This window comes from Halomonas sp. 328 (assembly GCF_015645095.1).
Taxonomy (GTDB): Bacteria; Pseudomonadota; Gammaproteobacteria; order Pseudomonadales; family Halomonadaceae; genus Bisbaumannia.
The window spans coordinates 14,552-32,592 of the sequence record NZ_JADOTW010000008.1 but is presented as its reverse complement, the minus strand read 5'-3'; the positions used below and the strand labels follow the sequence as shown (position 1 = coordinate 32,592).

Sequence of the window (18,041 nt, the reverse complement as noted above, 5' to 3'; positions counted from 1 at the left end):
GAGTATAGGCGTCTGGCGTCCTCGACCTTTCAACGAGGGAGGGACGCGGGGTCAGGCGTCGAGCAGGGCGCGGGTGGCGAGGTACATTTCTGCCTCCTCGTCGGTGGCCAGGACCCAGAGCCTGGGGCCCTCGCCGCGGTCCAGGCGTGGGCCATGCTCGCTGTTGCGTCGCGGCTCCAGGGCGATGCCCAGCCAGGCCAGTTGCTCGCAGACCCGCTGGCGGATGGGCGCGGCATGCTCGCCGATGCCGGCGGTAAAGACCAGGGTGTCGAGGCCGCCGAGTACCGCCACCAGGGCGCCGATTTCACGCACCAGGCGGTGGACGAAGAGGTCCACGGCCTCCCGGCAGGCCGGGTCATCGCTGGCCAGGAGGTCACGCATATCGTCGGAGCGGCCGGAGACGCCGAGCAGGCCGCTCTCCTGGTAGAGCAGGCGTTCGATCCGCTCCAGGTCCCAGCCGCGCTGGCGCTGCAGGTAGAGCAGTACCCCCGGATCGAGGGCACCGCAGCGGCGCCCCATCATCAGCCCGTCCAGGGCGGTGAAGCCCATGGTGGTGGCCAGGCTCTGGCCGCGGTGCATGGCACAGAGGCTGGCGCCCTGGCCGAGGTGGGCGACGATGGCGCGGCCACCGGCGTCTTCGCCCTCCCGCTCCCTCAGGCGCCGGGCGATATGGGCATAGGAGAGGCCATGGAAGCCGTAACGCAGGATGCCCTCGTCGCCAAGGGCCCGAGGCAGGGCGAAGAGCTGATGGAGCCGTGGCTGATCGCGATGGAAGGCGGTGTCGAAGCAGCCGATCTGGCGGATCCCGGGAAGGCGCCTTTGGCAGGCGCGGACCACCGCCAGGGCCTGGGGCTGGTGCAGCGGCGCCAGGGGCGAGAGGGCATCGAGGCGCTCGAGGGTGGTCGCGTCGAGTACCGCCGGGGCGGCGAAGTCGCGTCCCCCGTGGACGATCCGGTGAATGATGGCCGCCACGCCGGCCAGTGCTCCCTGAGCGTCCAGCCAGTCGAGGAGCGACGCCGCCGCGGTGGGGGTATCCGGCGCCGTGAGGGTCGCGGGGGGCACGAGCCCCGCCGGTGCCTGCCCGAGGCGCAGTTGCGGGTCGCCGCCGATGCGCTCCAGGGTGCCACGCAGGCAACGGACGCCGTCCCGGTAGAGGGCGAACTTCAGGGTCGAGGAGCCCCCGTTCAGGATCAGGCGCGCGCCGGAAGGGCCGCGCTCGGGCTCAGTCGGGGTCATGGCGGCGTGTCTCATCATAGCGGGCCAGCAGCAGCGCCAGGGCCGCCGACGCCAGGCGCGACTGGCAGTCGTCGGAGCGACTGGTGAGCATGATCGGCACCCGGGCGCCGATCACCAGGCCCGCCGCCTGGGCGCTGGCCAGGTGAATCAACAGCTTGGCGATCATGTTGGCGGCCTCCAGGTCGGGGGCCACCAGCACATGGGCCTGGCCCGCCACCTCGGAATGCAGCTGCTTGCTTCTGGCGGCAGCCAGGGAGACCGCATTGTCGATGGCCAGGGGGCCGTCGAGGAGGCCGCCCTCGATCTGGCCCCGCTCGGCCATCTTGCACAGGGCGGCGGCCTCCAGGGTGGAGGGGATGTTGGGGCGCACCGTCTCTACCGCTGAGAGCAGCGCCACCCTGGGCTGGGTGATGCCCATGGCCCGGGCCAGGTCGATGGCGTTCTGGACGATATCGCGCTTGGCGATCAGGTCCGGGGCGATATGCAGGGCGCCGTCGGTGATCAATAGCGGCAGGCCATAGCTGGGCACGTCCAGGGCATAGACATGGCTCATCTGGCGTTCGGTGCGCAGGCCGGCGCGGCGGGAGAGGGCCGCCGACATCAGCTCATCGGTATGCAGGGCTCCCTTCATCAGGGCCTCGACCTCGCCATCGGCGGCCAGGGTCACGGCGCGGTCGGCGGAGGCGTGGCTATGGGGGGTGTCGATCAGGTCGATGCCGTCGAGGTCCCAGTCGATGGCCTCGGCGGCGGCGACGATACGCCGTTTCGGGCCGACCAGCAGCGGATCGATCAGCCCCTCCTCCCAGGCGGCGCGGGCGCCGCCGAGGGAGGCCTCGTCGCAGGGGTGCACCACGGCGGTTCGCAGGGCCGGCAGGCCATGGGCGTTGTCGATCAGGCGGCGATGGCGCTCACCGGGCCGGGGGTGAAGATCCATGACGGTGACTTCCTCGGATGGCGGTCGAGAGTCTCACTCTAGGTCATGGCGCGCCCCGGGGTAAGGGGAGCGACTTGATGCAGATCAGTGTCGCCACGGGTAAGGCAACGAAAAACGGCCCCGGGTGGGGCCGTTGGATAGGCAGCGGAGCCGGCGCTTACTGGGCGGAGGCTTCCGGCAGCAGGGCCTGGTCGCGCACGTACTGGTCGAACTCGGTGAAGCCGCCGATATGGGTCTGGCCGACGAAGATCTGCGGCACGGTCTCCACCGGCTTGCCGATGGTCTTCTCCATATCGGCCTTGGTGATTCCCTCTTCGTGGATATCGATGTAGCGGAAGCCTTCGATGGCCTTGGCCTCGCTCAGGCGCTCGGCGAGCTCCTTGGCACGCACGCAGAAGGGGCAACCGGGACGACCGAAGATGGCGACGAACATAGATCTCTCCTTTGAAAAACCGGGGGTATCGAAAAACTGGCGTCATTGTCTCCGATCGCCCCCCGCTTGGCCAATAGGGCCTGGCTACATCCGCTATTGGGCAGGCTTATCGACTGCCGATGGGCGGCTCGCCCAGAGGGACCGACTAGTCGCCGTCCTGGCCCGGCTGGTAACGGTCCTCGTCGGCCAGGCGCAGCAGCTCGCCCAGGGCGCCATGGATGGCCGGCGCGGTGACCAGCAGGTTCTCGCCATAGAGCTCTTCGTGGAGGCCGCTGGGGCAGGGGTAGAGATGGCCCACGCTGGCGCCGGCCTCGCGGGCGATCAGTAGGCCGGCGGCGAAGTCCCAGGGGGAGACGCTCTCGTAGTAGGCGTCCAGGCGGCCACTGGCCACGTCGCACAGGTCCAGCGCCGCGGAGCCGTTGCGGCGCACGTCGCGGCACTGGTCGAGCACCGCCGCCAGGCGCCTGAGCAGGGGCGCCCGGCTGTCGCGACGATAGGGGAAGCCGGTGGCCACCAGGCTATGGGCCAGGGTGTCGGCGCGGCTCGCCTCGATGCGTTGACCATTGAGGTAGGCCCCCTGGCCGCGCATGGCGGTGAAAGTCTGGCCGAGGAAGGGGGCATGGACCACGCCGAGGCGCGCCTTGCCGTGCTCCATCCAGGCGATGGAGACCGCCACATGGGCCAGGCCATGGGCGAAGTTGACGGTACCGTCGATGGGGTCCACCACCCAGAGGGGGCCATCGGCCTCCAGGGCCTCCCGGTCCGGGGTGAGCTCTTCGGTGAGCCGTGCCTCCGCGGGGAAGTCCCGATCCAGGCCGTCGCGGATCATCTCGTCCACCGCCAGGTCGACGTCGGTGACCAGTTCGTGGCCCTGCTTCAGGCGAGTGGAGAAACCGTGATCGCGGCGGGCGGCGACGATCATCTCGCCGGCCGCTTCGGCCAGGGCCTGGGCGCGGGCGAGGCGTTGGGAGAGGTCCATGCTGACTCCTTGAGGAACGGGGCTGGCTAGCCCAGCCTAGCAGAGCCCGGGGACGACTGTGAGGGGCGGCCGGGGCTCGATATACTGGGCGCCCCCCGATCCGGAGAGACGTTATGCAGGCCCTGAGTGTCGATGATTATGCCCGCCTCCAGCACCTGGTGCGTCGCTATCAGCAGCGCTTCGCCACCGAGATCTATCGCTCCCCCCGGCGCAATCCTCACCTTAACGTCGACCTGCTCTGCTTTCAGCCCTTCGCGGGAGAGCTGTGCGGGGCCCTGCTGACCCCGCTGTCGCTCTCCCTGGCCCTGGTTTCGCCGACCCCGGGGGACTTCGCTGCCGCATCGTTGCGGCGCGTCGCCCTGCCCGGCGGCAGCTACCCCTTCGCGCCGGTGGATCTCGGCGACGGGGAGGGCCTCTGGGCCTGCGAGCTTCTCGATGACCTCAGCGACCTGGACTCCCTGGCCGAGGCCAACCGCCTGGCCCAGCACCTGCTGGCGCGGGTGATGACCCCGGTGGAGTAGGCTTGGCGGCGTACCGGACGTGTCTGTCGCTTGCCCTGTCGAGGGGGCGGCGCCTTATCGCCGCACCGGGCGTTTCTGTCTCTACCGCTTGCCGTGTCGAAAGTGCGGCGCCTGTTATCGCCGCACCGGGCGTTTCTGTAACTTGCGCTGCAGTGTCCGGCGGTGCATGCCCAGGGCCCGGGCGGTGGCGGAGATATTGCCGTCATGCTCCTGGAGCACCTTCTGGATATGCTCCCAGGTGACCCGGTTGATGGAGGGCGGGTTATCGGCCAGCTCCGCATCCGGGTCGCCGGCCTGCCTGTCGAAGGCGGCGAGGATCTCGTCGGCGTCGGCGGGCTTGCACAGGTAGTTGACGGCCCCCAGCTTGATCGCCTCCACGGCGGTGGCGATGCTCGAGTAGCCGGTCAGTACCACCACCCGGCAGTCGGGCACCGCCTCCAGCAGCTCCGGCAGCAGCTTGAGGCCGGAGTCGTGCTCCAGCTTGAGGTCCAGGGTGGCCAGGGCCGGCGGCGCCTGGCGCGCCTTGGCCAGGGCAGCCTCGGCGTCATGGGCAACCTCGACCTCATAGCCGCGGCGGCTCATGGCCCGCTCCATCACATGGCAGAACATCTCGTCGTCGTCGATGATCAGCAGTCGTTCGGGGCTCTTGCTCATGGGGTCCTCTTTCTCGTCGGGGGTCAGGCGTCGCCGAGCGCCTGACGGGGCAGCTTCACCTCGGTGAGAGTGCCGCCCTCTTCGTGATTATACAGGCTGACCCCACCACCGAAGCGGTTGATGGTGGAGTGGGTCAGGAACAGGCCGATGCCCATGCCCTTGGACTTGGTGGAGACGAAGGTGTCGCCCAGCTGGTCGGCGATGGACATGGCCACGCCGGGGCCATGGTCGCGGATATCGATGATCACCTCCTCGCCGTTCCAGTCGAGGCTGATGGTGATGTCGTGGGGGTTGGCATCGGCGGCATTGTTGAGCAGGTTGAGCAGCGCCTGCTCCAGGGTGGTGTCCACCGCCATGCTGGGATTGCCGCGCTTGTCGGCGACCTCGAAGCGGTGGCTGACGTCGGGGCGCAGCACCAGCCAGCGCTGGATCACCCCGCGCAACCAGGCCTCGGCGGGGGCGATGTCCGGTTCCGCCAGGCGGCGTCGGTCGGCGTTGGCCACCAGGGCCTGGAGGCGCGCCTTGCAGGTATCGACCTGCTGGCGCAGCAGGTCGATATCCGCCTCCAGATGGGGCTGGCCCGTGGCGTCCTGGCGCATCTCCTTGAGCAGTACCGCCATGGTGGAGAGCGGGGTGCCCAGCTCGTGGGCGGTGCCCGCCGCCTGGGTGGCCACCGCCAGCACCTGCTCGTTGCGCAGCGCCGCCTCCCGGGTGCGCGACAGGGTCTGGTCCCGGCGCCGCAGGGCGTGGGCCATCTTGAAGATAAAGAAGGTCACCAGGCTCGCCGAGAGGCCGAAGTTGATCCACATCCCCAGCACATGCAGGTTGACGTCGCCGATCAGGGCGCCATGGCCGATGGCGCCATGGCTGAGCTGGGGTACTGGCTCGTAGAAGACCATCAGGAAGGTGTAGCCGGCCATGGCACCGCTGGCGGTGATCCAGGCATAGAGCCAGGGCAGGGTAGCGGCGGCAATGGTCACCGGCACCAGGTAGTAGGTGATAAAGGGGTTGGTGGAGCCACCGGTGAAGTAGAAGAGCAGGGTCAGGCCGGCGATATCGGCCAGCAGATGGCAGAGGTATTCGGTATCGGTGACCGCCCGGGGGCGGCTGAGTCGCCACCAGGTAGCGATATTGATCAGCCCCATGGCGATGATCACCGCCACCACCGGCAGGGTGCTGAGCTCGAAGCCCAGCACCTCGATGCCGAAGATGATCATGCCCAGGAAACCGGTCCAGGTGATGCCGCGCACGAAGGTCAGGCGCACCAGGTTGCGGTTGGGGGTCGACAGGGGCAGGGGCAGGGCGGCTTGCATAGGGGCTCCATCCGATCAGTGGCCCCATCATACCGTAATGCGGGAGCGCCCGGAGTGACCCCCGGCCCCGTGCCCGGGGCAGGTTGTCGCACCCGCGCCGAGGCCCTCGGCGCGGGTAGGGATCGAGTCCAGCTCTAGCCTTACTCCCGGGCGCTGGCGCCCAGCAGGCCGCCGGCCAGGCCGCGACGTTCGCCGGCCTTGGCCAGGGCGTCTTCCGGGGAGCCGGCCATCTCTCGGAACATGCCCATGGAGCCCAGCAGGGCGCTGGATTCGTAAGGCACGAAGACCCGCTCGCCTTCCTGGGCCATGGTCGGCAGGGCCTTGATATAGCTCTGCCCGAGCAGGTAGCCGACCACGGTGCGCTTGTTCTCCTCGCTGTCGCCGATGGCACTGAGTACCAGCTTGATCGACTCCTGCTCGCCCTGAGCGCGCAGAATGGCGGATTCCTTGTCGCCCTGGGCGTTGAGGATCGCCGACTCGCGCTGGCCCTGGGCCATGGCGATGGCGGCGGCCTTCTCGCCCTCGGCCTCGGTGACGGTGGCGCGACGCTTGCGCTCGGCGGCCATCTGCAGGCGCATGGCCGACTCCACCTCCTCGGGCATGGCGATATCCTGCACCTCGACCCGGGAGATCTTCACCCCCCACTTGGAGGCGGCCTCCTCCATGGCGGCCTGGATCTCGTTGTTGACCTCGGCCCGGGATTCGAAGAGCTTGTCGAGCTCCATCTTGCCCACCACCGAGCGCAGGGTGGTCTTGGCCAGCACCTCCACCGCCTGGCTCATGTTCTCCACCTCATAGACGGCGCGCTTGGGGTCGATGATCTGGTAGTAGAGGGCGCCGTTGATGTTCACCGTGACGTTATCGGTGGTCACCACCGGCTGGCCGGGGAAGTCCATCACCGTTTCACGGCGGTCGATGCGCGTCTCGTTGCTGGTGATGGCGTGGTAGTCGTCGCCCATCTTGCGGTAGCGGATCATGGTGATGGCGCGGGGCTGGTCGATAAAGGGCACGATGATATTGATGCCGCTCTCGAGGACCCGGTTGAAGGAGCCCAGTCGCTCGATCACCATCACCTCCGACTGGCGCACGATCACCAGTCCCTTGGCGATGATCAGGATGCCGATCGCCACGATCAGCAGGGCCGCGATCAGCCCGGGAGAAATCAGTTCCATGGTCTTGCTCCTTGCGTGGGGGAAAACTCAGTCGTCGAGTCGAACCTGGGCGGTGGTGCCATCGAAGGCCTCGAAGATCACTCGGGTACCCTCCGGTAGGTCGGTGGTGCCGTCGGGTAGGCGGAGCCGGTAGAAGTCGCCATTGACCTTGATGCCGCTGGCGCCGTCGAAGTCGCGTCTCAGGGTCCGGTAGGCTCGCCCGCGCTCGACGCCGGTGCCGGTGGTGCCATAGGCCACGCCCCGGGGGCTGAAGCGTGGCTTGATCACCTTGATGGCCAGCGGCACCAGGATGCCGGAGGCCACCCCCAGGGTCAGCAGCTGCAGGCTGGTCCCGGCACCGGCCAGGGCCGCCAGGGCGGTGAGGCCGGCGGCCACGGCCAGGGCCAGCAGGACCAGGCCGCCGCCGAAGAGCTCGCCGACGGCCAGTGCCAGGGCCAGTAGCAGCCAGAGATAGGCGGGGTTCCACTCCATGGGCGAGTTCCTTGTGGGGGACGATGGCGTTACCATAGCACTCCACTGACCCCTTTCGTCGATCCGACCAGGATAAGGAAGCGTTTCAATGCCCCTGCTGGACAGTTTTCGCGTCGATCACACCCGCATGCAGGCCCCGGCGGTGCGCATCGCCAAGACCATGCGGACCCCCTCCGGCGACCCCATCACCGTCTATGACCTGCGCTTTTGCGTGCCCAACGAGGAGCTGCTCTCCGAGAAGGGCATCCATACCCTGGAGCACCTCTTCGCCGGCTTCATGCGCGACCACCTCAACGGCGATGACGTGGAGATCATCGATATCTCGCCCATGGGCTGCCGTACCGGCTTCTACATGAGCCTGATCGGTACCCCCGAGGAGTCGCGGGTCGCCGAGGCCTGGAAGGCCGCCATGCAGGACGTGATCCAGGTGCCCGGCATGGACCAGATCCCCGAGCTCAACGAGTACCAGTGCGGTACCTACACCATGCACTCCCTGGATGAGGCCAAGGCCATCGCCGAGCAGATCATCGCCCGCGGCGTCAGCGTCAACAGCAACGACGAGCTCTACCTCAGCGAAGAATTCCTCGACCAGGCCACCGGCAAGCCTGCCGATTGAGGCCATCCCCAGGCAGCTAGGGCCATGGGCCTGTTGTCGATCACGCCGCCCGCCGGGCGGCGTTCTGCTGTCGAGGCCCCCCGCAGGCGGCCCTGGCGACAGCGGGGGCCGGGCAAGCTACAATGCGCGCCAACCGACACCCATCGCCCCGCTGGCTGCCTCAGGCGAGCCCAGGGGTGAGTACGAATAGGCGACAGCGGATCATGCAAGACCAACAGCTGGCCCACGAAGCCGGGCTACGACGCACCTTTGCCATCATCTCCCACCCGGATGCGGGCAAGACCACCATCACCGAGAAGATGCTGCTGTTCGGAAACGCCATCCAGATGGCCGGCTCGGTGAAGAGCAAGCGCGCCGATCGCCACGCCACCTCCGACTGGATGAAGATGGAGCAGGAGCGGGGCATCTCCGTGACCACCTCGGTGATGCAGTTCCCTTACGGCGGGCGCATCGTCAACCTGCTCGATACCCCGGGCCACGAGGACTTCTCCGAAGACACCTACCGCACCCTGACCGCCGTGGACTCGGCGCTGATGGTGATCGATGGCGCCAAGGGCGTCGAGGACCGCACCATCAAGCTGATGGAGGTGTGTCGGCTGCGCACCACGCCGATCCTTACCTTCATCAACAAGATGGACCGGGACATCCGCGACCCCATCGAGGTGATGGACGAGGTCGAGACGGTGCTCAATATCCAGTGCGCGCCCATGACCTGGCCGATCGGCATGGGGCGTCACTTCAAGGGGGTCTACCACCTCTATAACGACACCATTCATCTCTATACCCAGGGGCAGGGCAATCGCATTCCCGAGGACAAGCGCATCGAGGGGCTCGATAACCCCGAGGTGGACGCCGTGCTCGGCGAGGATCAGGCCGAGGAGCTGCGCATGGAGGTGGAGCTGGTGCGCGGTGCCTCCCACGAGTTCGATCTCGACGCCTATCGTCGCGGCGAGCTGACCCCGGTCTATTTCGGCACCGCCATGGGCAACTTCGGCGTGCGTGAGATGCTCGACGGCTTCGTCGAGTACGCCCCGGCCCCCCAGCCCCGAGAAACCGATGCGCGCACGGTGGAGGCCGAGGACGGTCGCTTTACCGGCTTCGTGTTCAAGATCCAGGCCAACATGGATCCCAAGCACCGGGATCGCATCGCCTTCCTGCGGGTCTGCTCCGGCAAGTACGAGAAGAACATGAAGATGCGCCATGTGCGCATCGGCAAGGACGTCAAGATCGCCGACGCCCTGACCTTCATGGCCTCGGACCGCGCCCAGGTGGAAGAGGCCTGGCCCGGCGATATCATCGGCCTGCACAACCACGGCACCATCCAGATCGGCGATACCTTCACCCTCGGCGAGGACATGCGCTTCACCGGCATTCCCCACTTCGCCCCGGAGCTCTTCAAGCGCGTCCAGCTCAAGGACCCGCTGAAGATGAAGGCGCTGCAGAAGGGCTTGCAGCAGCTCTCCGAGGAGGGCGCCACCCAGCTGTTCATGCCGCTGGACAACAACGAGCTGATCCTCGGCGCCGTGGGTAGCCTGCAGTTCGACGTGGTGGCCCACCGCCTCAAGGAGGAGTACAAGGTCGACTGCGTCTACGAGGCGGTCAACGTCCAGACCGCCCGCTGGGTCTACAGCGACGACGCCAAGAAGCTCGAGGAATTCAAGCGCAAGGCAAGCGCCAACCTGGCCATCGACGGTGGTGGCTACCTGACCTATATCGCCCCCACCCGGGTCAATCTGCAGATGACCCAGGAGCGCTGGCCGGAGATCCGCTTCCAGCCCACCCGGGAACATTAAAGCCCGAAGCTGGAAGAGCGCCGCTTCGCGACTGGAAGCTGGAAGAGAACACCTTGACCCCAGGAGCATCGGGGCCATGCTGATTTCCAGCTTCCAGCTTCCAGCTTCCAGCTTCCAGCTTCCAGCTTCCAGCTTCCAGCTTCCAGCTTATGTTGATCGACGCCCACTGCCATCTCGATTTCCCCGACTTCGACGCCGACCGCGAGGCGGTGCTGGCGCGGGCGCATGCCGCCGGCGTGGGGCATCTGGTGGTGCCGGGCACCACCCGGGCCCGCTGGCCCGGGGTGCTGGCGCTGGGAGCGCGTGACGACATCAGCGTCTGCCTGGGGCTGCATCCCTACTTTATCGACGAGCATGGCGATAACGACCTGGCGGCCCTGGACGCGCTCTTGGGCGAGGCGAGTGGCGGGCCACGGATCGTGGCCCTGGGGGAGTGCGGGGTCGACGGGCGATTCAGCGACACCCTGGCGGCCCAGTGGCGGCTCTTCGAGGCCCAGGTGCGCCTGGCCAGGGCGCATCGGTTGCCGCTGGTCATTCACTGCGTACGCCTCAATGACGAGGTGGCCAGGTTGCTGCGGCGGCTGGCGCCACCGGCCGGTGGCTTGATCCACGCCTTCGCCGGCTCCCCCGAGCAGGCACGGCGCTTTATCGACCTGGGCTTCGTGGTGGGGCTGGGCGGTGCCCTGACCCATGAGCGGGCGAAGCGGCTGCATCGCGCCGTGGCGGCGCTACCCGACGATGGCTATGTGCTGGAGACCGATAGCCCCGATATGCCCCTGGCGGGGCATCGGGGCGAGCGCAACGAGCCCGCCCGGATCGCCGAAGTGTGCCGGGCGGTGGCCGCCTTGCGGGGGCAGTCGGCGGATCGGGTGGCGGCGGATAGCAGTGCCACCGCCCGGCGGCTGTTCGGCATCGGGGCGCCCTAAACGGCGTTACTGGTCGGCCAGGGTTTCGGGGTCGAGGCGCTCGAGGGCGTAGGGCAGCTTGAGTCGCTTGAGCACTTGCTCCTCCACCGTCAAGGGGCCCAGCTCCTCCTTGGTGCTGAGCACCGCCAGCACTTCGGGCTGGCCATAGGCGTCCAGCTCGGTGCCGAGCACGTCACCCACCGACTTGCCGGCGGCGTCCTCCACCGCGGCCCCCGGGGCGGGTAGCCGGTCGCCCTCCAGTTGGGCGCGCACCAGGCGCTTCTTCACCTGACCGCGGAAATGCGCCCGGGCCACCACCTCCTGGCCGGTATAGCAGCCCTTCTTGAAGCTGATGCCACCCAGGGCCTCCCAGTTGATCATCTGTGGCAGGTAGGCATCGGCCTGCTCGGCGCGAATCCAGGCCAGCCCCGCCTGGATATCGTGCAGTCGCCAGATGGCATTGCCCACCGGCAGGGCCTGGGCGGTGAAGGCCTGCCAGGTGGCGACCAGCGCCGCCTCGGGGACGGCGATCAGCAGGCGCGGGCGTGGGCCGGGGTGGCGCAGGATCAGCGCCTCGTCATGCACGACCTGATGCCAGGTGGTCGGTGGCACGATATCCAGCCGGGCCTCCGCCAGGGCCGGCGCCTCCTGACCGATCAGCCCGAGCAGGGCGATATCGTCCCGGGGCGTCAGGGTGGTCTTGTAGAAGGGGGCGAACTTGCCCAGGTGCTCCGCCAGGGGCGTCACCAGGTCCCGGGAGAGGATCAGCCAGTAGCGGTACTCGGAGCGGCGTAGCAGCTGGCCATTGGCCAGCATGCGTCCCTTGGCGGAACAGAAGCAGGTGAGGGGTGCGAAGTCGCCATCCGCCAGATCGACCTGGGCGCTGGTCTGGCCCTGCAGGAAGCGGGCCGCATCGCTGCCCTCGACCTCCAGTATGCCCAGGTGGGCCAGCGGGGCGATCACGGTGGCGTCCAGGGCGCGGCGGGCCGGCTCAGGGGTGGCAAAATCGAGGCGATCGGCATCCAGCGTCCGAACCCCGTCCAAAAGGCTCCAGTCCAACATCGGAATCTCCCTTGTATCGGCGATGCGTCGTCGTCATTGACGCCATGATACCGCAGGCGCTCTTCGGGGCCGATGCCTGTGATCGACGCCCCGAACGATCGGCCAAGGGCTCAAGGCGGGGCGGCGGTCATGCTAAACTGCCAGCTCTCATTATCGTTGCCGCAGATGAAGGTAGGGCCATGGCTCACTACTCCCTGGAATTCGAAGGCGTCGAAGACGTCGAACTGATCAATCGCATCACCACCGCCCTGATGATGTTGGAGGGTGTCGAGAGCGCCGAAGTGGGCCGGCATGGTGCCGAGGTCGAGGGGCGGGTCAACCGCCAGGCGCTGATCCAGGCGGTCAAGCAACTCGGGGTCAGGGTCAAGTGACCCGAGGGATCATCTAGTCGATTTTATACCGTTATCTTTCCCCGCCATCCCTGGAGATCGCCCATGAGCAAGTCGTTTCGTCTGGCATCCAAGTTCCGGCCCGCGGGCGACCAGCCCGCGGCGATCGACGGCCTGGTCCGGGGGCTGGAGGCGGGGCTGGCTCACCAGACGCTGCTGGGGGTCACCGGCTCCGGCAAGACCTTTACCATGGCCAATGTGGTGGAGCGCCTGCAGCGCCCGACCATCGTCATGGCACCCAACAAGACCCTGGCGGCCCAGCTCTACGGCGAGTTCAAGGCGTTCTTCCCCGATAACGCCGTGGAGTACTTCGTCTCCTACTACGACTACTACCAACCCGAGGCCTATGTGCCTGCCTCGGACACCTTCATCGAGAAGGACGCCTCGATCAACGACCATATCGAGCAGATGCGCCTCTCCGCGACCAAGGCGCTGCTGGAGCGCCGCGATGCCCTGATCGTGGTCTCGGTGTCGGCCATCTACGGCCTGGGGGATCCCGATCAGTACCTCAAGATGCGCCTGCACTTCACCCGAGGCGAACTGATCCACCAGCGCGACTTCCTGCGCCGCCTGGCGGAGCTGCAGTACACCCGCAATGACATGGACTTCCGGCGCGGCACCTACCGGGTGCGCGGCGATGTCATCGATATCTTCCCGGCGGATGCCGAGGACGAGGCGGTTCGGGTCGAGCTCTTCGACGACGAGATCGACTCCATTCGCCTCTTCGACCCCCTCACCGGGGAGGTGCGGGGCCAGGTGCCGCGGATGACCATCTACCCCAAGAGTCACTATGTGACGCCCCGGGAGACCATTCTCGAGGCCACCGAGTCGATCAAGGCGGAGCTAGTCGAGCGCCTCGACTGGCTGCGCAAGCACGACAAGCTGGTGGAGGCCCAGCGCCTGGAGCAGCGCACCCACTACGACCTGGAGATGATGCTGGAGCTGGGCTACTGCAACGGCATCGAGAACTACTCCCGCTACCTCTCCGGGCGTGCCCCCGGGGAGCCGCCGCCCACCTTCTTCGACTACCTGCCGGACGATGCCCTGCTGTTCATCGACGAGAGTCACGTCAGCGTTCCCCAGGTGGGGAGCATGTACAAGGGCGACCGCTCCCGCAAGGAGACCCTGGTGGAGTACGGTTTTCGCCTGCCCTCGGCCCTGGACAACCGCCCCATGAAGTTCGAGGAGTGGGAGGCGATCTGCCCCCAGACCATCTTCGTCTCGGCCACCCCGGGCCACTACGAAGCGGAGCATGCCGGCCAGGTGGTGGAGCAGGTGGTGCGCCCCACCGGCCTGGTGGACCCGCAGATCGAGGTGCGCCCGGCCTCCACCCAGGTGGATGACCTGCTCTCGGAGATCCACCTGCGCACCGCGGTGGGGGAGCGGGTGCTGGTGACCACCCTGACCAAGCGCATGGCGGAGGACCTCACCGACTACCTGGATGAGCACGGGGTGCGGGTGCGTTACCTGCATTCGGACATCGATACCGTGGAGCGGGTCGAGATCATCCGCGACCTGCGCCTGGGCGAGTTCGATGTGCTGGTGGGGATCAACCTGCTGCGGGAGGGGCTGGATATCCCCGAGGTCTCCCTGGTGGCGATTCTCGACGCGGACAAGGAGGGCTTCCTGCGTGCCGAGCGTTCCTTGATCCAGACCATCGGCCGGGCGGCGCGCAACGCCAACGGCAAGGCGTTGCTCTATGGCGACCGCATCACCGACTCCATGCGCCGCGCCATGGAGGAGACCGAGCGGCGCCGCACCAAGCAGCTGGCCCATAACGCGGAGCACGGCATCACGCCACAGACGGTGACTCGCTCGGTGGCGGATATCCTCGAGGCGGCCCAGGCCCCGGGCAAGAAGAGCAGTCGGCGGCGGGGCGAGCGCAAGGTGGCCGAGCCTCAGGCGGTCTACGACCCTGCCGACCTGTCGCCGGAGGCCCTGGCCAAGGAGGTCTCGCGCCTGGAGGACGCCATGTTCGAGGCGGCCCAGAACCTGGAGTTCGAGGAGGCGGCGCGATTGCGTGACCGGCTCCATGAACTCAAGGAACGGCAGCTGGTACTGGGTGCCGTCTGATGCTTGCGCTCCCTGTCCCGGCGAGCCGGGACAGGGGGAGGTACGAAATTTATACCGTTATCTCCCCTGCGCTTGAAGGGGGCACATGCAACCTTGGGGGTAGGCCGTACCGTGAGCAGGGGGGATCGGGTATACTCTTCGCCGCCTAATGGCTCGCGACTCGACGGCCATGGGCACGACCCGACTAGCCAAGGAGTTCCTCCTAATGACCGTGATCCGCCAGGATGACCTGATCCAGAGCGTGGCCGACGCCCTCCAGTACATCTCCTACTACCACCCCAAGGACTTCATCGATGCCATGCATGAAGCCTACCAGCGGGAGGAGAACCCGGCGGCCAAGGATGCCATCGCCCAGATCCTGATCAACTCGCGGATGTGTGCCCTGGGCCATCGCCCGATCTGCCAGGACACCGGCATCGTCACCGTCTTCGTGCATGTGGGCATGAACGTCCAGTGGGACGCCGAGATGAGCCTCGATGACATGATCAACGAGGGGGTGCGCCGCGCCTACCAGCTCCCCGACAACGTGCTGCGCGCCTCGGTGCTGGCCGACCCGGACGGGGCCCGTAAGAACACCGGCGATAACACCCCGGCGATCATCCACCACAAGCTCGTCCCCGGCGACACCGTCGAGGTGCATGTGGCCGCCAAGGGCGGCGGCAGCGAGGCCAAGTCCAAGTTTGCCATGCTCAACCCCTCCGACAACGTGGTCGACTGGGTGCTGGAGCAGCTGCCCAAGATGGGCGCCGGCTGGTGCCCGCCCGGCATGCTCGGCATCGGTATCGGCGGCACCGCCGAGAAGGCCATGGAGATCGCCAAGGAGGCGCTGCTCGATCCCATCGATATCCAGGAACTGCAGGCCCGCGGTGCCTCCAACCGCGCCGAGGAGCTGCGCCTGGAGCTGTTCGACAAGGTCAACCGCAGCGGCATCGGCGCCCAGGGCCTGGGCGGGCTGACCACGGTGCTCGATATCAAGGTCAAGGACTACCCGACCCACGCCGCCAACAAGCCGGTGGCGATCATCCCCAACTGCGCCGCGACCCGTCACGCCCACTTCACCCTGGACGGCTCCGGCCCCGCGGCCCTGCCGGCGCCGAAGCTGGAAGACTGGCCGGAGATCACCCGGGAGGCCGGCGGCAACGTCAAGCGCGTCAACCTGGACGAGGTGACCCCGGAGGAGGTACAGAGCTGGCAGCCCGGCGACACCCTGCTGCTCAACGGCAAGCTGCTCACCGGCCGCGACGCCGCCCACAAGCGCATGGTCGACATGATCGGCAAGGGCGAATCCCTGCCGGTGGACCTGAAAGGGCGCTTTATCTACTACGTGGGGCCGGTGGATCCGGTGGGTGACGAGGTGGTCGGCCCGGCCGGTCCCACCACCGCGACCCGCATGGACAAGTTCACCCGCACCATGCTCGAGGAGACCGGTCTGCTGGGCATGGTCGGCAAGGCCGAGCGCGGCCCGGCGGCCATCGAGGCGATCCGCGACAATCGGGCGGTCTACCTGATGGCGGTGGGCGGCGCCGCCTACCTGGTGGCCCAGGCCATCAAGCAGTCCCGGGTGGTGGGCTTCGAGGACCTGGGCATGGAAGCCATCTACGAGTTCGAGGTGGAGGACATGCCGGTCACCGTGGCGGTGGACAGCCAGGGCACCTCGGTGCACCAGACCGGTCCCGCCAAGTGGAAGGAGATCATCGCCGAGAAGGTTGTTTCCTGAGGCGATACGCTACCGCTCATTCTGGTAGTCTTGGGTGGCCCCGTCGGCCCCGGCGAGCATGATGCCGGGCCGGCGGGGCCGCCGCTGTCTTGCAGAAGGAGTCGCTCATGACCGCCTGGTTACTGGGGCTGGGAATCTTCCTGGTGCATGTGCTGGGGATCCTGTCGGCGCTACTCGCCCTTATGTCCAGTCGCACCTCCCAGGGCGCCGTGGCCTGGATCATCTCCCTGATCACCTTTCCCTACGTGGCCCTGCCCGCTTACTGGGTCTTCGGCCGTCCGCGCTTCTATGGCTACGTCTCCGCCCGGGGCGAGCGGGACACCGTACTGCGCCGGGTGCTGATCGGCTATCGGGAGCGCCTGGAGCCCTATCGGGCCGACCCCGGCCACGGGGATATCCGCGCCGTGGAACAGCTCGCCATGATGCCGCTGACCAGCGGCAATCGCACCCAGTTGCTGGTCGATGGCGAGGCCACCTTCGAGAGTCTTTTCGCCGGCATCGAGGCGGCGGAGGAGTATCTGCTGGTGCAGTTCTTTATCGTCCGCAACGATGCCCTGGGGCACGAGTTGAGGCGTCGCCTGGAGCGCGCCGCAGAGCGCGGGGTGCGGGTCTATTTCCTCTATGACGAGATCGGCAGTCACAAGCTCGGCGACGGCTACCTGAAGGACCTGGCCGAGGCGGGCGTGCATGTCAGCGCCTTCAACTCTTCCCGAGGATGGCGGCACCGCTTCCAGCTCAACTTCCGCAATCACCGCAAGATCCTGGTGGTGGATGGCCAGCAGGGCTGGCTGGGCGGCTTCAACGTGGGGGTGGAGTACCTGGGGCAGAGTGCCAAGCACGGGGCCTGGCGGGACACTCACCTGACGTTGGAGGGCCCCAGCGTGCTGGGCCTCCAGGAAGCCTTCTGGGAAGACTGGCACTGGGCCACCGGCGAGGTGCTGAGCCTGGAGTGGGAGCCGCGCAGCACCTGCGAGGAGTGCCAGAACGTGGTGATCGTGCCCTCCGGCCCGGCGGATCGCCAGGACACCGCCAGCCTGCTGGTGCAGCAGGCGATTCATAGCGCCGAGGAGCGACTCTGGGTCACCAGCCCCTATTTCGTCCCGGACCAGGGCGTCCAGGATGCCCTGCGGCTGGCCGCCATGCGCGGGGTGGACGTGCGTATCATGATCCCCGAGCGCCCCGACCACCTGCTGGTCTTCCTCTCGGCCTTCTCCTTCCTGCCGGACATGCTCAAGGCGGGGGTCAAGGTCTACCGCTACCAGCCGGGGTTCCTGCATCAGAAGGTGATGCTGATCGACGATCACAGTGCCAGCGTGGGCACCGTCAATCTCGACAACCGCTCCTTCCGGCTCAATTTCGAGATTACCGCCTTCGTGCCGGATCGCCGCTTCGCCGCCGAGGTGCGCCTGATGCTGGAGCAGGACTTCGCCGCCTGCCGGCGGGTCGGTTATGACGAGATCGAGGGGCGTGCCCTGTGGCGCAAGCTGATCTCCCGGGCCGCCTATCTGATGTCGCCGATCCAGTGAAACCTGCGGCCCTGGGCGGGTGGTTTGCGAAAAGCCGACCCCGGCCCTTGGCCTGTTATCGACTTACCGCTAAATTACCCGCTTCGGTGCGGCCTAGGCTTTGTCTGAAAAGTCGGCGAGCGAAGGTCAGACAAGGCAAAAATCGGCGAAAAGACGGAGTTTACGCGGTGTAAATGAGTACTTTGAGCCGATTTTTAACGCCGTATGGCCGAGCGCAGCCAGTTTTCGGACATGGCCTAATGCCGGT

Annotated in this window: 17 protein-coding genes; 8 read left to right on the top strand and 9 right to left on the bottom strand. The window is 67.2% G+C overall.

All coding sequences use genetic code 11. The annotated features are described in order from the left end of the window. Nucleotides 1-51: 51 nt before the first annotated feature. The 4 genes from IHD13_RS05330 to IHD13_RS05315 form a co-directional block, all read right to left on the bottom strand. Nucleotides 52-1,236 carry an acetate/propionate family kinase gene (locus IHD13_RS05330; protein WP_195860002.1) on the bottom strand — a complete coding sequence of 395 codons (1,185 nt, stop codon included), beginning with the start codon at nucleotides 1,234-1,236 and terminating at the stop codon, nucleotides 52-54. Continuing rightward, nucleotides 1,223-2,170, bottom strand: coding sequence for a bifunctional enoyl-CoA hydratase/phosphate acetyltransferase (locus IHD13_RS05325; protein WP_195860001.1), 948 nt, complete (start codon nucleotides 2,168-2,170; stop codon nucleotides 1,223-1,225). The genes IHD13_RS05330 and IHD13_RS05325 overlap by 14 nt, the downstream gene beginning before the upstream one ends. Nucleotides 2,171-2,327: 157 nt before the next feature. Continuing rightward, entirely contained in the window at nucleotides 2,328-2,603 is a 276-nt protein-coding gene (locus IHD13_RS05320; RefSeq protein ID WP_195860000.1) for a GrxA family glutaredoxin, read from the bottom strand. A 145-nt stretch (nucleotides 2,604-2,748) separates the two neighbouring features. Then, the gene (locus tag IHD13_RS05315; RefSeq protein ID WP_195859999.1) at nucleotides 2,749-3,582 is read right to left on the bottom strand and encodes an inositol monophosphatase family protein; all 834 of its coding nucleotides are present in this window, start codon (nucleotides 3,580-3,582) and stop codon (nucleotides 2,749-2,751) included. A gap of 113 nt (nucleotides 3,583-3,695) precedes the next feature. On the opposite strand from IHD13_RS05315, the gene hybE reads away from it, so the two are divergent. Beyond that, nucleotides 3,696-4,103: a [NiFe]-hydrogenase assembly chaperone HybE gene (gene hybE, locus IHD13_RS05310; protein ID WP_195859998.1), complete on the top strand. Its 408-nt coding sequence runs from the start codon at nucleotides 3,696-3,698 to the stop codon at nucleotides 4,101-4,103. A 114-nt stretch (nucleotides 4,104-4,217) separates the two neighbouring features. On the opposite strand, the gene IHD13_RS05305 is transcribed toward hybE, so the two are convergent. From IHD13_RS05305 to IHD13_RS05290, 4 genes are all read right to left on the bottom strand, one after another. Beyond that, nucleotides 4,218-4,757 carry a response regulator transcription factor gene (locus IHD13_RS05305; RefSeq protein WP_195859997.1) on the bottom strand — a complete coding sequence of 180 codons (540 nt, stop codon included), beginning with the start codon at nucleotides 4,755-4,757 and terminating at the stop codon, nucleotides 4,218-4,220. 23 nt (nucleotides 4,758-4,780) lie between these two features. Continuing rightward, complete coding sequence (locus IHD13_RS05300; protein ID WP_195859996.1) at nucleotides 4,781-6,070, bottom strand: ATP-binding protein; 1,290 nt, start codon at nucleotides 6,068-6,070, stop codon at nucleotides 4,781-4,783. Nucleotides 6,071-6,210: 140 nt separating this feature from the next. Further along, nucleotides 6,211-7,242, bottom strand: coding sequence for an SPFH domain-containing protein (locus IHD13_RS05295; RefSeq protein ID WP_195859995.1), 1,032 nt, complete (start codon nucleotides 7,240-7,242; stop codon nucleotides 6,211-6,213). A gap of 27 nt (nucleotides 7,243-7,269) precedes the next feature. Then, entirely contained in the window at nucleotides 7,270-7,713 is a 444-nt protein-coding gene (locus IHD13_RS05290) for an NfeD family protein (protein ID WP_195859994.1), read from the bottom strand. A gap of 88 nt (nucleotides 7,714-7,801) precedes the next feature. Here IHD13_RS05290 and luxS point away from each other — a divergent pair, with 88 nt between their 5' ends. The 3 genes from luxS to IHD13_RS05275 all read left to right on the top strand — a co-directional run bounded on the left by luxS (nucleotide 7,802) and on the right by IHD13_RS05275 (nucleotide 11,048). Next, nucleotides 7,802-8,329: an S-ribosylhomocysteine lyase gene (luxS, locus tag IHD13_RS05285; RefSeq protein WP_195859993.1), complete on the top strand. Its 528-nt coding sequence runs from the start codon at nucleotides 7,802-7,804 to the stop codon at nucleotides 8,327-8,329. Nucleotides 8,330-8,532: 203 nt separating this feature from the next. Continuing rightward, on the top strand, nucleotides 8,533-10,122 hold the full coding sequence (locus IHD13_RS05280) for a peptide chain release factor 3 (RefSeq protein WP_146801138.1): 1,590 nt from the start codon (nucleotides 8,533-8,535) through the stop codon (nucleotides 10,120-10,122). Between the two features lie 149 nt (nucleotides 10,123-10,271). Then, nucleotides 10,272-11,048, top strand: a complete 777-nt coding sequence (locus IHD13_RS05275; RefSeq protein WP_195859992.1) for a TatD family hydrolase — start codon at nucleotides 10,272-10,274, stop codon at nucleotides 11,046-11,048. A 6-nt stretch (nucleotides 11,049-11,054) separates the two neighbouring features. On the opposite strand, the gene ygfZ is transcribed toward IHD13_RS05275, so the two are convergent. Next, nucleotides 11,055-12,089, bottom strand: a complete 1,035-nt coding sequence (gene ygfZ / locus IHD13_RS05270) for a CAF17-like 4Fe-4S cluster assembly/insertion protein YgfZ (protein WP_195859991.1) — start codon at nucleotides 12,087-12,089, stop codon at nucleotides 11,055-11,057. 179 nt (nucleotides 12,090-12,268) lie between these two features. Here ygfZ and IHD13_RS05265 point away from each other — a divergent pair, with 179 nt between their 5' ends. The 4 genes from IHD13_RS05265 (at nucleotide 12,269) to cls (ending at nucleotide 17,794) form a co-directional block, all read left to right on the top strand. Continuing rightward, nucleotides 12,269-12,460, top strand: a complete 192-nt coding sequence (locus IHD13_RS05265; RefSeq protein WP_195859990.1) for a hypothetical protein — start codon at nucleotides 12,269-12,271, stop codon at nucleotides 12,458-12,460. Nucleotides 12,461-12,523: 63 nt separating this feature from the next. After that, nucleotides 12,524-14,551, top strand: a complete 2,028-nt coding sequence (gene uvrB, locus IHD13_RS05260; RefSeq protein WP_195859989.1) for an excinuclease ABC subunit UvrB — start codon at nucleotides 12,524-12,526, stop codon at nucleotides 14,549-14,551. 205 nt (nucleotides 14,552-14,756) lie between these two features. Beyond that, a complete protein-coding gene (locus IHD13_RS05255; protein ID WP_195859988.1) occupies nucleotides 14,757-16,268 on the top strand; it encodes a fumarate hydratase in 1,512 nt (503 codons plus the stop codon). 107 nt (nucleotides 16,269-16,375) lie between these two features. After that, nucleotides 16,376-17,794 carry a cardiolipin synthase gene (cls, locus tag IHD13_RS05250; protein ID WP_195859987.1) on the top strand — a complete coding sequence of 473 codons (1,419 nt, stop codon included), beginning with the start codon at nucleotides 16,376-16,378 and terminating at the stop codon, nucleotides 17,792-17,794. The last annotated feature ends 247 nt before the right edge of the window (nucleotides 17,795-18,041 follow it).